Source organism: Streptomyces sp. NPDC045956, from assembly GCF_056430705.1.
This window is the reverse complement of record NZ_JBWKKZ010000002.1, coordinates 17374-33655: the sequence shown is the minus strand read 5'-3', so window position 1 is coordinate 33655 and position 16282 is coordinate 17374. Positions and strand designations below refer to the sequence as shown.

General features: G+C 74.5%; 17 protein-coding genes and 1 tRNA gene. 6 read left to right on the top strand and 12 right to left on the bottom strand.

The window, feature by feature from the left end:
• Positions 1–34: 34 nt before the first annotated feature.
• The 6 genes from AC07FV_RS05920 (at position 35) to AC07FV_RS05895 (ending at position 5391) form a co-directional block, all read left to right on the top strand.
• The gene (locus tag AC07FV_RS05920) at positions 35–367 is read left to right on the top strand and encodes a DUF3140 domain-containing protein (RefSeq protein ID WP_479084948.1); all 333 of its coding nucleotides are present in this window, start codon (positions 35–37) and stop codon (positions 365–367) included.
• 2 nt (positions 368–369) lie between these two features.
• A complete protein-coding gene (locus AC07FV_RS05915) occupies positions 370–1020 on the top strand; it encodes an HhH-GDP family DNA glycosylase (protein WP_479084946.1) in 651 nt (216 codons plus the stop codon).
• A gap of 199 nt (positions 1021–1219) precedes the next feature.
• A complete protein-coding gene (locus tag AC07FV_RS05910) occupies positions 1220–2086 on the top strand; it encodes a hypothetical protein (RefSeq protein WP_479084944.1) in 867 nt (288 codons plus the stop codon).
• 149 nt (positions 2087–2235) lie between these two features.
• Positions 2236–3636 (top strand): type I glutamate--ammonia ligase, encoded by a 1401-nt coding sequence (locus tag AC07FV_RS05905; protein WP_479084942.1) that lies wholly within the window; start codon positions 2236–2238, stop codon positions 3634–3636.
• 1 nt (position 3637) lies between these two features.
• Complete coding sequence (locus tag AC07FV_RS05900; RefSeq protein WP_479084940.1) at positions 3638–4783, top strand: amidohydrolase family protein; 1146 nt, start codon at positions 3638–3640, stop codon at positions 4781–4783.
• An 80-nt stretch (positions 4784–4863) separates the two neighbouring features.
• Entirely contained in the window at positions 4864–5391 is a 528-nt protein-coding gene (locus AC07FV_RS05895) for an NUDIX hydrolase family protein (protein ID WP_053140042.1), read from the top strand.
• Position 5392: 1 nt separating this feature from the next.
• Here AC07FV_RS05895 and mnhG read toward each other — a convergent pair whose 3' ends face one another.
• The 12 genes from mnhG to AC07FV_RS05835 all read right to left on the bottom strand — a co-directional run bounded on the left by mnhG (position 5393) and on the right by AC07FV_RS05835 (position 16253).
• Positions 5393–5758, bottom strand: a complete 366-nt coding sequence (mnhG, locus tag AC07FV_RS05890; protein WP_479084938.1) for a monovalent cation/H(+) antiporter subunit G — start codon at positions 5756–5758, stop codon at positions 5393–5395.
• Positions 5755–6072, bottom strand: coding sequence for an MrpF/PhaF family protein (locus AC07FV_RS05885; RefSeq protein ID WP_479084936.1), 318 nt, complete (start codon positions 6070–6072; stop codon positions 5755–5757). The genes mnhG and AC07FV_RS05885 overlap by 4 nt, the downstream gene beginning before the upstream one ends.
• Positions 6069–6668 (bottom strand): Na+/H+ antiporter subunit E, encoded by a 600-nt coding sequence (locus tag AC07FV_RS05880; protein ID WP_479084934.1) that lies wholly within the window; start codon positions 6666–6668, stop codon positions 6069–6071. Before AC07FV_RS05880 ends, AC07FV_RS05885 begins: the two co-directional genes overlap by 4 nt.
• A complete protein-coding gene (locus AC07FV_RS05875; protein WP_479084933.1) occupies positions 6665–8365 on the bottom strand; it encodes a Na+/H+ antiporter subunit D in 1701 nt (566 codons plus the stop codon). The genes AC07FV_RS05880 and AC07FV_RS05875 overlap by 4 nt, the downstream gene beginning before the upstream one ends.
• The gene (locus AC07FV_RS05870; RefSeq protein ID WP_479084931.1) at positions 8362–9168 is read right to left on the bottom strand and encodes a Na(+)/H(+) antiporter subunit C; all 807 of its coding nucleotides are present in this window, start codon (positions 9166–9168) and stop codon (positions 8362–8364) included. Before AC07FV_RS05870 ends, AC07FV_RS05875 begins: the two co-directional genes overlap by 4 nt.
• Positions 9165–12080 (bottom strand): Na+/H+ antiporter subunit A, encoded by a 2916-nt coding sequence (locus tag AC07FV_RS05865; RefSeq protein ID WP_479084929.1) that lies wholly within the window; start codon positions 12078–12080, stop codon positions 9165–9167. Before AC07FV_RS05865 ends, AC07FV_RS05870 begins: the two co-directional genes overlap by 4 nt.
• Positions 12081–12333: 253 nt before the next feature.
• Positions 12334–12407: transfer RNA gene (locus AC07FV_RS05860), tRNA-Pro, on the bottom strand.
• A 133-nt stretch (positions 12408–12540) separates the two neighbouring features.
• Complete coding sequence (locus AC07FV_RS05855) at positions 12541–12900, bottom strand: MmcQ/YjbR family DNA-binding protein (RefSeq protein WP_479084927.1); 360 nt, start codon at positions 12898–12900, stop codon at positions 12541–12543.
• A 30-nt stretch (positions 12901–12930) separates the two neighbouring features.
• Positions 12931–13464: a GNAT family N-acetyltransferase gene (locus AC07FV_RS05850; protein WP_479084925.1), complete on the bottom strand. Its 534-nt coding sequence runs from the start codon at positions 13462–13464 to the stop codon at positions 12931–12933.
• Entirely contained in the window at positions 13461–14039 is a 579-nt protein-coding gene (locus tag AC07FV_RS05845; RefSeq protein WP_479084923.1) for a helix-turn-helix domain-containing protein, read from the bottom strand. Before AC07FV_RS05845 ends, AC07FV_RS05850 begins: the two co-directional genes overlap by 4 nt.
• A 46-nt stretch (positions 14040–14085) precedes the next feature.
• Positions 14086–14988, bottom strand: a complete 903-nt coding sequence (locus AC07FV_RS05840) for a LysR family transcriptional regulator (protein ID WP_384699855.1) — start codon at positions 14986–14988, stop codon at positions 14086–14088.
• Between the two features lie 71 nt (positions 14989–15059).
• On the bottom strand, positions 15060–16253 hold the full coding sequence (locus AC07FV_RS05835; protein WP_356611912.1) for a glycine C-acetyltransferase: 1194 nt from the start codon (positions 16251–16253) through the stop codon (positions 15060–15062).
• Positions 16254–16282 lie beyond the last annotated feature (29 nt).

Genomic DNA, 16282 nt, shown 5'->3' with positions numbered 1-16282 from the left:
TACGCACGTACGCACGACGGAATGAGGGGCCCCGATGGCCGACGCCCTCGAACTCGACGCGCTGTGGGAGGACTTCCACCGCGTGGTGAACATGACCTCCGCGGAACTCGCGGACTGGCTCCGGGTGCGCGACTCCGGCGAACTGGCCGAGCCGCTGCCGGACGACGCCGGCCCGCCGCTCGGCCGGCAGGTCCTGGCGATCCTGCAGAAACGGCGCACCGACCTGACCGACGACGACCTCCGCGCGATGGCCGAGGTCGTGGAGACCGTGACGGCGCAGGCCGACCTGGAGAACGAGCCCCGCGCCGAGGACGCCGTGCTCCGACACCGGCTGATGACGGTCGGTCACGACCCGCTCAAGCCCTGACCGTGAGCCGCGACCCGGGGCGCGTCCTGCGTGAGCTCCTCGACGCGCACGGGCGGACGTACGCCGAGGAGGCGGGCATCCGGCTGCGGGACACCCCGCAGCCGCTGTACCGGCTGCTGGTCCTCGCCCACCTGCTCAGCGCCCGCATCCGGGGATCGATCGCCGTGGCGGCCTCGCACGCCCTGCACGAGGCGGATCTGCGCGACCCGCGCCGCATGGCCCGCGCCGACTGGCAGGAGCGGGTGGACGCCCTCGGCCGCGGCGGCTACCGGCGCTACGACGAGCGGACCGCCACGCAGCTCGGCGAGGCCGCCGAGCTGCTGACCGGGCGGTGGGGCGGGGATCTGCGCCGGCTGCGCGAGCAGGCGGGCGGCGAGATACCCGAAGTGCGGCGGCTGCTCCAGGAGTTCCCCGGGATCGGCCCGACCGGGGCGGACATCTTCCTCCGCGAGGTCCAGCGGGTCTGGCCCGCGGCCGCTCCGTACCTGGACCGCAAAGCCCTTCAGGGCGCGGAACGGCTCGGTCTGCCGGGCGACCCCGACCGCCTGCTCGACCTCGCGGGGCCGGCCGATCCCGCCGTCCTCGCGGCGGCGCTCGTCCGTGCTTCGGTGGACCGCGCCGTCCTGCGGGACGCCCTCGGCCGCGCCGGGTGAGCCGTCGGGGGCGACACGGGCGCACCCCGGCGCGCCGCCGGCCACCGTGGCGCGGGGTCGCCGCGCGCACCTTCGCCGCCGCGCCGGGTCCCGCTCCGGGGCGGTCACCCGGACAGCCCCGTGCGCTGGTGCGCGCGCGGGCGCGCTGATGCGCTGATGCGCTGAGGACACCGTTTCCCGTCCAGGAGGCATTCCCGCGATGAGCCGTCGTCCGCCCCGCCCCGTCCGTCTCCTGGCCTCCGCCCTGGCGGCGGGCGCGCTGCTGACCACAGCGGCGTGCTCGGACGGGGGAGGCGACTCGGAAGCCGCCCCGGACACCGCCGCCGCCCGGGCCGCCGAGCGGGACGCGGCGGAGCAGGCCCCCACCGGCTCTCCCACCGGCTCTCCCACCGGCTCGGCCAGTGCCTCGCCCGCCGCCCTCACCGAGTCCGGCGCCAAGGCCGCCCTGCTCACCGAGGCCGACCTGGAGGGCGGCTGGAACCAGGTGCAGGACGCGGACAGGTGGCGCGACCGGCTGCTCGTCGGAGAGGTCGACGTGTCCGATTTCCTCACCACGAAGACCGACGCCACGGACTGCCAGGAACTGCTCGACGGGCTCTACCGCGACAGCCTGCTGGGCGAGCCGTCCGGACCGTCGGCGCTCACCGGCTTCGAGCAGGGCGCCTCCCGCCTGCTGGAGCAGGTCGCCGGCTACGACCGCGCCGGACTGGACGCCCGTCTGAAGTGGATGGGCGCCCTGCCCGACACGTGCGACCGGTTCACCGCGACCGGCTCGGCGGGCGGGACGCGCACGGTCCAGGTGACCGAGGCGTCGGTGCCCGGGACCGGCGACGCCCGGCAGGGCCTGCGCGTGACGGTGCGGGGGGACGCCGCCGACGACCCGGCCACGCTCACCCTGGACATCGCCGCCGTGCGCGTCGGCACCTCGGCCCTGACCGTCACCGGCGGCGGCCTGGACGGCGGCCAGGAGTCCTCCGTGGAGCAGGCGGTGCGCCAGGGCACCGAGCGGCTGAAGACCGTCCTGGACGGCGGGACCCCGTCGCCGCAGCCCACCCCCATGGACTGACCGCCCGCGCAGCCGGCCCCGCCACCGGGCTCCGCGGCACACCGCCCGATCCCCCGCGATGTGCGCTTCTCGGCCGAAACCCGGACAGGACGATCACCGAACGGCACAATGGAGCGCGTCGGACGGCGCACGCGCGAAGGAGCCGAGACGTGAGCGAGAGCGACCCCGTCCCCGGCGGACGCCCGGGTGAGGTCGAGCGGGCCACCGCACTCGGCGGGGAGCTGTCCGGGCAGGGCGTGCACGGTGTCGTGCTGGCCTACGTGGACACGGCCGGGATCGCCCGGGTGAAGACCGTGCCCACCGCGAAGCTCGCCTCGACCGCGGCCTGGGGCGTCGGCATGTCACCGGTGTTCGACACGTTCCTGGCGCACGACGCGATCGTCGCCACGGACGTCCTCGGCTCCCCCGACGGCGATCTGCGCCTCTATCCCGACCTCGACCGGCTGACCGTCCTGGCGGCGCAGCCCGGCTGGGCGTGGGCGCCCGTCGACCGGATCACCCAGGAGGGCGAACCGCACCCGGCGTGCGGCCGCACCCTGCTGCGCCGGACGGTGGCGCGGGCCGCCGAACGGCACGGGGTCGCCTTCAAGGCGGCCGTCGAGATCGAGTGGGCCGTGGGCCGGGGGGACACGGACGGCGACGCCTTCGTCCCGGCGGTGTCGGGGCCCGCGTACGGTGCCACCCGGCAGATCGAGCTGAGCGACTGCGCCGCCGACCTGCTGGCGGCGCTCGCGGCGCAGGGCGTGGAGGTGGAGCAGCTGCACCCCGAGTACGCGGCGGGGCAGTTCGAGATCTCGGTGGGCGCGCTCGACCCGGTGGCGGCGGCCGACCGCAGCGTGCTGGTGCGGCAGACGATCCGGGCGGTCGCCCGGCGGCACGGACTGCGGGTCTCCTTCGCCCCGGCGGTCCTCGGGCGGGGCGTCGGCAACGGCGGGCACCTCCACCTCTCCGCCTGGCGCGACGGACGGAACCTGCACGCCGGCGGCCCAGGCCGGTACGGCATGACGGCCGACGCCGAGTCCTTCGTGGCCGGCGTGCTGAACCACCTGCCGGCGCTCACGGCGTTGACCGCGCCAAGCCCGGCCAGCCGTCTGCGGCTGCGCCCCTCGCAGTGGGCGGGGGTCTTCACCGCCTGGGGCCGGGAGACGCGCGAGGCCGCCCTGCGCGTCGTCACCGGCACCGCCGGGGTGCGCGAGCGGACGTCGAACCTGGAGGTGAAGCCGGTCGACCTCGCCGCCAACCCCTATCTCGCGCTCGCCGCGGTGATCGCCGCCGGACTGGACGGGCTGGCCTCGTCGGCGTCGCTGCCCGAGGAGATCACCGGCGACCCGGCCCGGTACGACGCGGCCGAGGCCGCGGCCCGGGGGGTGCGCCGACTGCCGGTGTCGCTGGCGGAGTCGGTCGAGGCGTTCGGCGCCGACGAGGTGCTGCGGGCCGCGCTGGGCCCGGTCCTCGCCGACGCCGTGACCGCCGTGCGGCGCGGTGAGATCGACGCCGTCGACGGGCTGGACGACGACCGGGTGGCGGCGGCCTACCGCTGGACGTACTGACATGGCCGCCGGAGCCGTCGGGGAACCGCTCGCCGCACTGGACCTGGTGGACCACCACTGCCACGGCGCCGTCACCGGCGACCTGGACCGGGCGGGCTTCGAGTCCCTCCTCACCGAGGGCGAGGCGTGGCCCGGCGTCTCCCCGTTCGACACGCCCGTCGGCCTCGCCGTCCGCCGCCACTGCGCTCCCCTGCTCGGCCTGCCGCGGCACGCTCCCGTCGACGCGTACCTGGCCCGCCGGGCGGAGCTGGGCGCCGCCGAGGTGAACCGGCGCTTCCTGCGCGCGGCGGGCACCGGCGTGTTCTGCGTGGACACCGGATACGCGCCGCACCGGGTGACCGCGCCCGGGGAGCTGGCCCGGGCGGCGGACGCGGTGGCCTGCGAGGTGGTCCGGCTGGAGACCGTCGCGGAGGCGGTGGCGGCCGGGGGCGTCGAACCGGACGCGTACGCCGAGGCGTTCCGCACGGCCGCCGCGGAGGCGGTGGCACGACCGGGCGTCGTGGGCGTGAAGTCGGTGGCGGCCTACCGCACCGGTTTCGACCTGGACCCGGCCCGCCCCTCGCCCGACCGGGTCACCGAGGCCGCCCGGCGGTGGTTCGCCCGCGGCGGCCGGCTCGACGACCCGGTGCTCGTGCGGCATCTGCTGTGGACCGCGGTGGACCTGGGGCGGCCGCTGCAACTGCACACCGGCTTCGGCGACCGCGACCCGCGCCTGCACCGCGCGGACCCCGCCCGCCTCACCGACTGGCTCCGGCTGACCGCCGGCACGATCCCGGTCCTGCTGCTGCACTGCTGGCCCTACCAGCGCCAGGCGGCCTATCTGTCGGCGGTCTTCGAGGGGGTCTACCTCGACGTGGGGCTCACCCTCCACCACGTCGGCCCCGCCCGAGCGGGCGCGGTCCTGGCGGAGGCCCTGGAGATCACGCCCTTCCGCAAGCTCCTGTACAGCTCCGACGCCTACGGCCTGGCCGAGTTCCACCACCTGGGAGCGCTGGCCTTCCGCCGGGGCCTGTCCGGACTGCTCCAGGAGCGGCTGGACGCCGACGAGATGTCCCTGCCGGACGCGCTGCGCCTGGCCCGCTGGGCGGGGCGCGACAACGCCCGCCGGGTCTACCGGCTGCCCGGCGGCCCGGCCGACGACGGCTGAGCGGCGTGGGACCCGTCACAGTCCCGGAGCGCCGCCCGGGAAGCAGGAACGGCTGAAAGTATGATCAAGCGATGTCTGACATGACCGAAACCACGCCGGGCTGGCTGACGACCGACGAGCTCGAGATGGCCCGCGCACGCATGCCGATCCTGTACGTCGAGGCCGTGCCCGTGCGCGTCGACGACAGCGGAGAAGTCACGAGCGTCGGCCTGCTCCTGCGCATCGGGCCGGACGGGACGGTCAGCCGGACGCTGGTCTCCGGCCGGGTGCTGCACCACGAGCGGGTCCGGGACGCCCTGCTGCGCCACCTGGAGAAGGACCTCGGCCCGGTGGCGCTGCCCCGGGTGCCGTCCTCGCTCCAGCCCTTCACGGTGGCCGAGTACTTCCCCACGCACGGTGTCACGCCGTACCACGACCCCCGCCAGCACGCGGTCTCGCTCGCCTACGTCGTGCCGGTGACCGGTGACTGCCGTCCCCGCCAGGACGCGCTGGACCTGGTGTGGTTCAGCCCCCAGGAGGCGCTGTCCCCGGCGGTGCAGAGCGAGATGCCCGGCGGGCACGGGGTGCTGCTCAAGCAGGCGCTGGCGCACGTGGGCTGCGTGCTCTGAGCTACTCCTCGGGCCGCTCCCCGGGGCTCAGCTGGGGGTCGAGGTCGTCCCGCAGCAGGCCCCGGGACCCGGTCTGCCCCGTGCGGTAGGCGGAGCGTGCCACCAGGTGCGAGGCGACCGGGCTGGTCAGGAACTGGAAGAACACGATGAGGGCGAGGGTGCCCAGGTCGATGCCGTGCCGCAGCCGCAGCGCCACGCCGGTCAGCACCAGGAGGATGCCCAGGGTCTGCGGTTTGGTGGCGGCGTGGCTGCGGGAGAGCACGTCGGGGAAGCGCAGCATCCCGATCACGCCGACCAGGCACTGGAGGCAGCCGAGCAGCAGCAGCGCCGCCCCGACCAGGTCGGCGGCCTCGGCCCAGGCGCTCACCGGTGGTCCTCCGTGCCGTCCGCCCGCACCGAGGGCCGGTCGCGTACGGCGATGAAACGGGCGATGCCCACGGAACCGGTGAAGCCCAGGAAGGCGAGCACCAGCATCACCGGGAAGTAGAAGGAGTCACCGTCCTGGGCGGCCTTGACGCCGATGCCGGCGATGATGAGGGCCGCCGCCACGTCGAGGGCGACGGCGCGGTCCAGCATCGACGGCCCGTACCAGATGCGGTACAGCAGCAGGGCCCCGGCGACGAGGATCATCACCACGGAGGCGGCCAGCATGGCGTCCTCCACGGCGTTCAGGGTGGTCACGGTGAGGCGTCCCCTTCCGGTACGGGCCGGGCGGCGTGGGCGATGTCCTCGGCGGTGCCGAAGGCGCGGGCGACCAGCTCCTCCATGCGCCACACCGACCGCCGGGCGCTCTCGATCTCGCCGGGGTCGTCGGCGTCGAGGACGTGCAGGAACAGGGTGGCCGTCGACCGGCGCACCTCGATCACGGAGCCGCCGGGGACGTTGGATACGGCGACGGCGGTGGCGGTGAGCATGAGGTCGCTGCGCACCCGCAGCGGGACGGCGACGACGGCGGCGTGGTACGGGCCCTTGGCGAAGATCTGCCGGGTGACCTCGACGCTGGAGGAGAACATGTCGTACAGCAGGTAGGCCACCAGCCGCAGGATGCCCAGCGGGCGCAGCCGCAGGCCGATGTCCACGGCGGGCAGCGGGAAGGCGAGGCACAGGCACACCGCGACGAGGACGCCGTTGACGAGGTTGGCCCAGGACGGGGTGCCCCACAGCAGGGCCCAGACGACGGCGAGCCAGGCGACCAGGGGCAGGTCGAGGATGCGCCGACCGCGGCCCAGGCGGAAGGACCAGCTGTACGGGGAGCGGTCGCGGAAGAGGTTGCTCACCGGCCGAGCACCGCCTCGATGTAGGGGGTGCGGGCGAGGAGTTCGGCGGCGGCGGCCTCGGTGAACGTGGTGAGGGGGCCGCCGAGCACGGTGTAGAGCAGGCCGAGGGAGACGGCGGCACCGGTCGCCACCAGCATCGGCCAGGGCAGTCGCTTGGTGGTGGTGATGGACTGCCCGAGGAAACCGGCGGGGACCACCGCGCCCGCGGGCACCGGCAGTCCGGAGCCGGCCGCCGCGCCGTGCCCGCCCGTCGCCTTCCCGGCCGCCCCGGCCTCGCCGCCATGGCCGCCCTTGCTGTCGTCGCTGCCGTCGTCACCGTCGTCGTCCGGCTCGTCCTCCGCGGACTCCAGCACCACGCCCTCGTGCTCGGCGCCGGGCGGCGCGTCGCGCCAGAACGCGAGGTTCCAGACCTTCGCCATGACGTAGAGGGTGAGCAGGCTGGTGGCGGCCGACCCGGCGACCAGCGCCCAGGCCCAGCCGCCGCCGTTGTCGACGCCCGCCCGCATCAGGCCGAGCTTGCCGATGAAACCGGAGAGCGGCGGGATGCCCGCGAGGTTCATGGCGGGCACGAAGAACAGCACGGCGAGCAGCGGCGCCGTCCTCGCCAGACCGCCGAGGCGGGTGAGTTCCGTGGTGCCGTCGCGCCGCTCGATGAGCCCGGCGACGAGGAAGAGGGTGGTCTGCACGGTGATGTGGTGGGCCACGTACACGATCGCCCCGCTGATCGCTCCGCGCCCCGCGAGCGCGATCCCGAAGACCATGTAGCCGATGTGGCTGATGAGGGTGAAGGAGAGCACACGCTTGAGGTCGGTCTGGGCCACCGCCCCCAGGATGCCGATCACCATGGAGGCGAGCGCGGCGAGCATCAGCAGGTCGCCGAGGCGGTGGCCGGGGAAGAGCAGGGTCTGGGTGCGCAGCATCGAGTACACGCCGACCTTGGTGAGGAGGCCCGCGAAGACGGCGGTGACCGGCGCGGGCGCGGTCGGGTAGGAGTCGGGCAGCCAGGCCGCGAGCGGGAACACCGCCGCCTTGATCGCGAAGACCGTCAGCAGCATCGCCTCCAGCAGGGTGCGCACCCCGACCGGTACTTCCTGGAGCCGCACCGCGAGCTGGGCGAAGTTCACCGTCCCCGCCACCGCGTAGGTCATGGCGATGGCGACGAGGAAGAGCACCGAGGAGAACAGCGAGATGATCACGTACGTCGATCCGGCCCGGATGCGGGTCGCGGTTCCGCCGATGGTGAGCAGGACGAAGCTCGCCACGAGCATGATCTCGAAGCCGACGTAGAGGTTGACGAGGTCTCCGGCCAGGAAGGTGCAGGAGACGCCCGCCACGAGGATCAGGTAGGCGGGGTGGAAGACGCCCACCGGCGTCCGGTCGTCCCGGTCGGCCATGCCCTGGCCCAGCGAGTACAGGTTGACGAGCAGGGTGACGGCGCTGGACACGGTCAGCATCAGCCCCGCGAGCCGGTCGGCGACCAGGGTGATGCCGACCGGCGGTGCGAAGTCCCCGAGGTGCACGGTGAGCGGGCCGTGGCGGTCGGCGGCCACCATGAGGAGTACGGAGAGCACGAGGACCGCACCCAGCACGGCGAGGGTGATGAAGCGCTGGAACCGCTGGAGCCGGGGGCCGATGGCCAGCTTCAGGCCCGTGACGAACAGCGGCAGCAGGACGGGGAGCGGGACGAGCGCGTTCACCTGGGGTCCTCCGTGCCTTCCGTGCCGCCGGTGCCTTCCGTGCCCTCGGTGCCCTCCGTGCCCGCGCCCTCGGGGTCGTCGGGCTGGTCGGGCACCGGGTGGCAGGAGTCCTCGCCGGGGTGCGAGTCGGGTTCGCGGCCGGTCTCCTCGGGGTCGTTGGAGGGCCCCGCGTCGCGGGCCGGAGCCGGCCCCGGCCTGCCCGCCGCGTCGGTGGAGCCCAGCTCCCGGCCCTCGCGGTAGTCCTCCGGGTCGGCGCCGAGGATGTCGTTCCACAGGTTTCCGGAGACGTCGTTGGCGCGGGCCTGGTAGGCGCGTTCCTCCCGGACCCGCCTGCGCAGCCGTTTGCGGGCGGCGCGGTAGCGGGCGTCCAGCTCGGGGTCGGTGCCGGGCTCGGCGCGGGCCTCGCGGTAGCGGTCGCGCAGTTCGCTGCGCCGGTCGAGGAACTCGGCGCGCAGGGCGACCAGCCGGTCCTCGGTGTCGTCGCTGATCTCGTCGGAACCGGTGACCTGGTGGCTGCGGTAGGCCATGGCGAGCAGAAACGCCGTGGTGGCGAGGGTGATGACGATCGCGGTCAGGGCGATGGCCTGGGGCAGCGGGTCGGTGACCCGGTTGCGGATGACGTTCGGGTAGAGCAGCGGCGCCTCGCCCGCGCTGCCGGTGGAGGCGAGCACCAGCAGGTTGACGCCGTTGCCGAGGACGACCGCGCCGAGCAGGATCCGGGTCAGGGACCGGGTCAGCAGCAGGGTGGCGCCGACGGCGGCGAGGACGGCGGCGGTCACCAGCAGGGCGAGGCTGACGGTCATGCGGGGCCCGCCTCTCCGTGCGGGGCGCTGCGCGCGGCGGCCCGTTCGATGTGCCGGTCGATGCGTCCGCCGAGGGCCCGGACGATGTCCAGGACCACGCCGAGGACGAGGAGGTAGACGCCGCAGTCGAAGAGGACGGCGGTGGACAGGTGGGCGTCGCCCCACACGGGCAGGTGGCCCTTCCAGGTCCAGCCGTGCAGCACCGTGCCCTCGGCGAGGCCGCCCAACGCGACGCCGGTCGAGACGAACAGGCCGAGCCCGGTGAACAGGCCCGGTTTGAAGGGCACGGCGTCGGCGAGTTCGTGCCGGCCGCCCGCGAGGTAGCGGGTGATGAAGGCGACGCCCGCGGTCAGGCCCGCGACGAAGCCGCCGCCCGGCAGGTTCTCCGCGCACATCAGCAGGTAGACGGAGAGGACCAGGATGGGGTGGAAGATCAGCCGCGCGACCACCTCCAGGACGAGGGAGCGGCGCTCGGGGGCCAGCGTGGCACTGGCCGCGAGCCAGGTCCGCTCCGGCCCGCCCTCGTCACCGCTGGGCAGGCCCGCCGATTCGTACGGGGTCGCCCGCCATGCGGTGCGCAGGCCGGCGTGCGGGTGGTCCCCGGGCAGGGGCAGCACGGGCTGCTCGGCGCCCTCGGTGCGGCGGTGCAGGTAGATGAGGCTGGTGACGCCGATCGCGGCGGCGGCGAGCACCGCGGACTCCCCCATCGTGTCCCAGGCCCGCAGGTCGACGAGGATCGTGGCGACGACGTCCTTCAGACCGTGGTGGGCGGTCTCCTCGACCATCGCCGCCCCGGCGCTGTCGGCCCGGCGGTGCCCCGCCATGATCCAGACGACGACGGCGACGCAGGCGCCGCCCGCGAGCGCCACCGGCATCCGCAGCAGGCGCCGCGACCGGCTGTAGCTCTCCTCGAAGAGCACCGGCATGCGGCGCAGCACCAGCACGAAGACGATCATCGAGACGGTCTCCACGCAGAACTGGGTCAGCGCGAGGTCGGGGGCGCCCTGCAGGACGAAGAGCAGCGCGGTGCCGTAGCCGGTGAGCCCGGCGAGCACGACGGCCTTCATCCGGCGCCGTACGCCCAGGCACAGCAGGGCCGCCGCACAGGTCAGCACCGCGACGCCGGCCTGGGCCGGGTGGTCCCACCCGCGCGGGGTGGGCACCGAGGTCCAGGGCTCGTCCGCGAGGAGCACGGCGAGCTGACCGGCGAGGACCACGCTCATGGTCGTCACCAGGTACACCGACAGCGAGCCGCGCTGCACGAAGCCGGTGCACTGAAGGGCGGTGCGCTCCAGGGCCAGCAGGCACCGTCCGAAGACCCGGTCGGCGGAGCGCCAGGCGAGGACCTGTCCGGCCCGCAGGACGGGGCGCGCGGCGAGGAAGAGCAGGACACCGCCGGCCCAGGCCGCGCAGGACAGACCGAGGGCGAGGCCCGGCCCGTGCCACAGCGCCAGGTGGTAGGGGTGGTCGGGCGCGGGGAACTGCCCGGCGTAGGTGCCGAGGAGGCCCTGGAGCCAGGAGGTGCCGGGTCCGAGGACGAGGCAGGCCAGGGCCAGGACGGCGGGCGGCGCGAGGAAGGCCGCCGGGACGGCGTGCGCCTGCGTGTCCGGGACGCCGGGTTTGCGGGCGAAGGCGCCCCAGAGGTAGCGCAGGGTGTAGGCGGTGGTCAGGGCGGAGCCGACGACGGTCGCGGCGAGCGCCCAGCGGTCGGCGGTGTCTCCGTCCAGGAGGGACTGGAAGGCGGCCTCCTTGGCGGTGAAGCCGAGCAGCGGCGGAACGGCGGCCATGGACAGTGCGGCGGTCACGGCCACGGCGCACACGGCGGGCAGCCGGCGGCCGAGCCCGGAGAGCCTGCGCAGGTCGCGGGTGCCGGTGGCGTGGTCGATGATCCCGGTGACCAGGAACAGCGGGGCCTTGAACAGGGCGTGGCCGAGGATCATGGCGGTGGCCGCCAGGCCGGTGTCGTGGCGGCCCGCGCCGGTGAGGACGGTGAGGAAGCCGAGCTGGCTGACGGTGCCGTGGGCGAGGACGAGCTTCAGGTCGTTGAGGCGCAGCGCCCGCCAGCCGCCCAGCAGCATCGTCGCGGAGCCGAGGACGAGCAGCAGCGGCCGCCAGGGTGTGACCTCCGCGAACGCGGGGGCGAGCCGGGCGATGAGGTACACGCCGGCCTTCACCATCGCGGCGGCGTGCAGATAGGCGCTGACCGGGGTGGGGGCGGCCATGGCGTTGGGCAGCCAGAGGCTGAACGGCCAGATCGCGGACTTGGAGAGGGCGCCGACGAGGATCAGCACGATCGCCGTGGACAGCGCGGCCGACGCGGCGGGCGGGTCGGCGAGGATCTCGGAGATCCGGTAGGTGCCCGCCTCGTGACCCAGGATCAGGAACCCGACGAGCATGGTCAGTCCGCCGAGTGTGGTGACCGTCAGGGCTTGCAGGGCGCTGCGCCGGTTGCGTTTGTGGTCGCTGCTCTGGCCGATCAGCAGGTAGGAGAAGACGGTCGTCAGTTCCCAGAAGATGTAGAGCAGGACGAGGTCGTCGGCGAGGACCAGGCCGAGCATGGCCCCGGCGAAGGCGAGGAGGTTCCCGGCGAACCTGCCGAGGTGCCGCGACCGCTCGTCGAAGTAGGAGGCGCAGTAGAGCAGGACGAGCGTGCCCACTCCCGCGGCGAGCAGCACCATGAGTTCGGCGAGGGCGTCCAGTCGCAGCGCCCAGTCCACGCCGTAGGCGGGCAGCCAGGCCCAGTCGGTGGTGTCGGCGCCGCCCGCGGCCGTCGTGCTCCACCGGGTGGCCGCCCAGAGCGCCGCCGCCGCGGGGGGCAGGGCCAGTACGAGGAAGGCCCGCGTTCCCCAGCGCCTGACCAGCGGCGCGGCGAACAGGGCCAGCCCGAAGTGGCACAGGACGAGCGCGGTCATGCGGGTCCGTGCGAGGGCGGGGGCACGCGGGGTGAAGGATCAGGCCAGGGGCGACAGCAGGGACAGAACACCTGACAGTGATATATCGGGCACTCCGGTTGGGCGCCCAGGCACGCCGCAGCGGCGGCACGACACCTGTCCGCACGGTCGGCTCACCGGCTGCCGCGCCCCGGGAGAGGCACCGGCGGCGGAAAACGGTCGAGGGCGGTTCCGGATCTCTCCGGAACCGCCCTCGACCCGCGACTGTCTCCAGTCGGGACGACAGGATTTGAACCTGCGACCCCTTGACCCCCAGTCAAGTGCGCTACCAAGCTGCGCCACGTCCCGTTGCCCGTCTGACCTGGGGTTTCCCCCGGTCGAACGCGCAGGAAAACCATACCGCACTCGGGCCCGTGGTCGCGCATCGCTTTCCGGGCTCCTCGGCTCCGCCGGACGGTCTCGAGCGGTTCTCCGGCGGGCCTCAGCCCCCGCTCGGCAGTCCCAGCCGGGGATGCGCGTCCAGCAGCCGCGTCGGGGCCGCCTGGCGCCAGGAGTCGGCGAGGATGTCGCGCAGCTCCTCCTCGCCCTCCAGGACGGCGAGCCGGGCCCGTACCCAGGCGAACTGGGCCTCGTGGCCGGCGATCCAGAACTTCTCCGGCTCGGCCAGCACCAGCTCGTCGCGCTCCTCCTTGGGGCACCGCACCGCCAGGGAGGTCTCGTCCTCGGGCAGGGTGGCGAACATCTTCCCCGACACCCGGAAGGTGGGCATGTTCCAGGCGGTCTTCTCCGACGTGTCCGGCAGGGACAGGGCGATACGGCGTACGTCTTCTGCGTCCGGCATGTCAGGCACCGTAGCCGTCGCCACTGACAATCACCCGGCGGTCGCGGGCGTGCCGATCCGCTTGAAGTAGACGGTCGTGGGGCGCAGTTCCCCGTGCGGGTCGGCCGCGTAGTCGGGAATGGTTCCGGCGCGGGTCCATCCGGCGGACCGGTAGAGGTGTTCGGCGGGGCTGCCGGTCTCGGTGTCGAGGTGCAGCAGGGTGAGGCCGGCGGCCGCGGCCGCCTCCTCGGCGGTGGTCAGGAGCCTGCGGCCGAGGCCCAGGCCGCGCGCCTCCCGGCCGACCATGAGCTTGACCAGCTCGGCACGGTGCCGGCTGTTGGGCTTGTCGGGCAGGGCGAGGCTCACCGTCCCGGTCACCCGCTCCCCCTCGTGCGCCACCCAGACGGCGAGGTGCCCGGCGGCCACCGCGGCGGACCGGTCCCGCCACCAGGCGAGGGCCTCCGCCCGGCCGAGCGGGGCGAGGAAGCCGACGGAGGCGCCGCTCGCGACGGTGTCGGCCAGCAGGCCGGCCAGGGGCGCGAGCAGTGCCGTCAGCCGGTCGGCGTCGACGCGGGACACGGTCACGGCAGCACCACCGCCAGCGCGTAGCGCGCCCCCTCGGGTCCGGCGCACCGGAACCTCGTCGGCCCCCACACCCGCATCCGCAGGCAGTCCCCGGTGCCGAGGTGGTGCTCGACGTCCTGGGCCGTCACCTCCAGGGCTCCTTCGAGCACCCAGACGTGCTGCTCCAGGCCCGGCACGGGGGGCCGGTCGTAGGCGAGGTCGCCGCCGGCGGCGAGGCGGCCCTCGACGAGTTCGCCGCGCAGCCCGGGGTGCGGCGGGGAGACCGAGCGGCGGACGAACCCCGCGGACCGGTCCTCCCACCGCGGCTGCTCGGCCGCGCGCACCAGCAGGGCGGGTTCCGCCTCGACCTCGCTGAGCAGCCGGGACATGGTCCGCCCGTAGACCGCGCACAGGCGGTTGAGGAGGGAGGCGGTCGGGCTGGTCTCCGCTCGCTCGGCCCGCGACAGGGTGGACCGGCTCACCCCGCTGCGCTCCGCCAGCTCCCCCAGCGACCATCCGCGTTCGGCCCGCAGCTCGGCCAGCCGGGCGGCGAGCCGGGCGTCCACGGGGTCGGGGGCATCGTCCGTGTCTCTCATGTGCGGCACGTTATCCCGTATATGAGACGCCGCTGTTACGGAAGGCTCACGCCCGGGCGGCCCGGTCGAGTGCGTCCAGGACGGGACGGATCAGGGGGTGCTCCTCGGCCCCCCGGCGTACGGCGGCGAAGACGCGGCGGGTGGGCGCCACGCCGTCGACCGGCCGGACGACCACGCCCGTGAGGTCCGTGCCGTGCAGCGCCGAACGCGGGACGAGTGCCACGCCGACGTCGGCCGCGGCGAGGGAGACCACCGCGCGGAAGTCGTCCGAGGAGTGCTCCATGCGCGGCTGGAAGCCGGCGCTCTCGCAGGCCAGGACCACCACGTCGTGGCAGGGGTTGCCCGGGTAGGGGCCGATCCACGGGTCCTTGGCCAGCTCCGCGAGCGGCACCTCGGCGGCGTCCGCGAGACGGTGGGCGACCGGGACGACCGCGTCGAAGGGCTCGGCGTACAGGGGTACGTGGGTCAGGCGCGGGTCGTCGGCGGGGGGCGCCCCGCGGTACTCGACGGCCACGGCCACGTCGACCCGCCGGTCGAGGACCATCGGCAGGCTGGCGTCGCCCTCGGCGTCCTGGACGCGGATGCGGATGCCGGGCGCCGACTCGGCGAGGCGGCCCAGCGCGGGCGCCACGACCAGGGCGATGCCGGTCGCGAAGGAGGCCACCGTCACCGTCCCGGCGGCGCCCGAGCCGTACGCGGCGAGTTCCGCCTCGGCCCGCTCCAGCTGGGCGAGTACGGCGTTGGTGTGGCTGAGCAGGATCTCGCCGGCCGGGGTCAGCCGGACGCCCCGCGCGCCGCGCTCGACCAGGCGGTGGCCGGTCTCCTGCTCCAGGGCGGCCAGCTGCTGGGAGACCGCCGACGGGGTGAGGTACAGCGCGGCGGCAGCCGCCGTCACGGTGCGGTGGTCCGCCACCGCCCGGAGGATGTGCAGCCGCCGCGCTTCGATCACGGGATCGATTCTCTCAGGTCAGGCGGGGGTGGGCCCGACGCGGTCGGGGCCGGGCCCGACCCGGGCGGGTGTCACGCGTCCAGCTCCGCGCGCGCCGCCACGAAGGCGTCCACCGCGCGGTCGACGTCCTCGGTGGAGTGGGCGGCGGACAGCTGGACGCGGATGCGCGCCTGCCCCTGCGGGACGACCGGGTAGGAGAAGCCGATCACGTACACCCCGCGCTCCAGGAGCAGCTCCGCCATGCGGCCCGCCCGCGAGGCGTCGCCGATCATCACCGGTGCGATGGCGTGGTCACCGGGGAGGATGTCGAAGCCCTCCTCCACCATCCGGCGGCGGAACAGGGCGGTGTTCTCGGCGAGCCGCACCCGCAGGTCGTCGGCCGACTCCAGCAGGTCGAGCACCTTGAGGGACGCGGCGGCGATGACCGGGGCGAGGGTGTTGGAGAACAGGTACGGCCGGGAGCGCTGGCGCAGCAGGGCGACGATCTCGGCGCGGGCGGCGACGTAGCCGCCGGAGGCGCCGCCGAGGGCCTTGCCCAGGGTGCCGGTGATGATGTCGACGCGGTCCATGACGCCGTGCAGCTCGGGGGTGCCGCGCCCGCCGGGGCCGACGAAGCCGACGGCGTGCGAGTCGTCGACCATGACCATGGCGTCGTAGCGGTCGGCCAGGTCGCAGATCTCGCGCAGCGGGGCGACGTAGCCGTCCATGGAGAAGACGCCGTCGGTGACGATCAGGCGGCGGCGGGCGTCGGAGGCGTCCTTGAGCTGCCGCTCCAGGTCGGCGAGGTCGCGGTTGGCGTAGCGGAGGCGGCGGGCCTTGGAGAGCCGGATGCCGTCGATGATCGAGGCGTGGTTGAGCGCGTCGGAGATCACCGCGTCCTCGGGGCCGAGGAGGGTCTCGAACACGCCGCCGTTGGCGTCGAAGCAGGAGGAGTAGAGGATCGTGTCCTCCTGCCCGAGGAACGCGGAGAGGCGGGCCTCCAGCTCCTTGTGCACCTCCTGGGTGCCGCAGATGAAGCGCACGGAGGCCATGCCGTAGCCCCAGCGGTCCAGGGCCTGGTGGGCGGCGGCGACGACCTCGGGGTGGTCGGCGAGGCCGAGGTAGTTGTTGGCGCAGAAGTTGAGGACCTCGCCGGGGCGGCCGCCGGCCGTGACGGCGACGGTGGCGGACTGCGGGGTGCCGATCACGCGCTCGGGCTTGTGCAGGCCGGCGGCGCGGATCTCGTCGAGGGTGGCGCGCAGGTCGTCGCGCACGGAGTCGAACATCTCAGAAGCTCCTAGGAAAGCTGATGGCT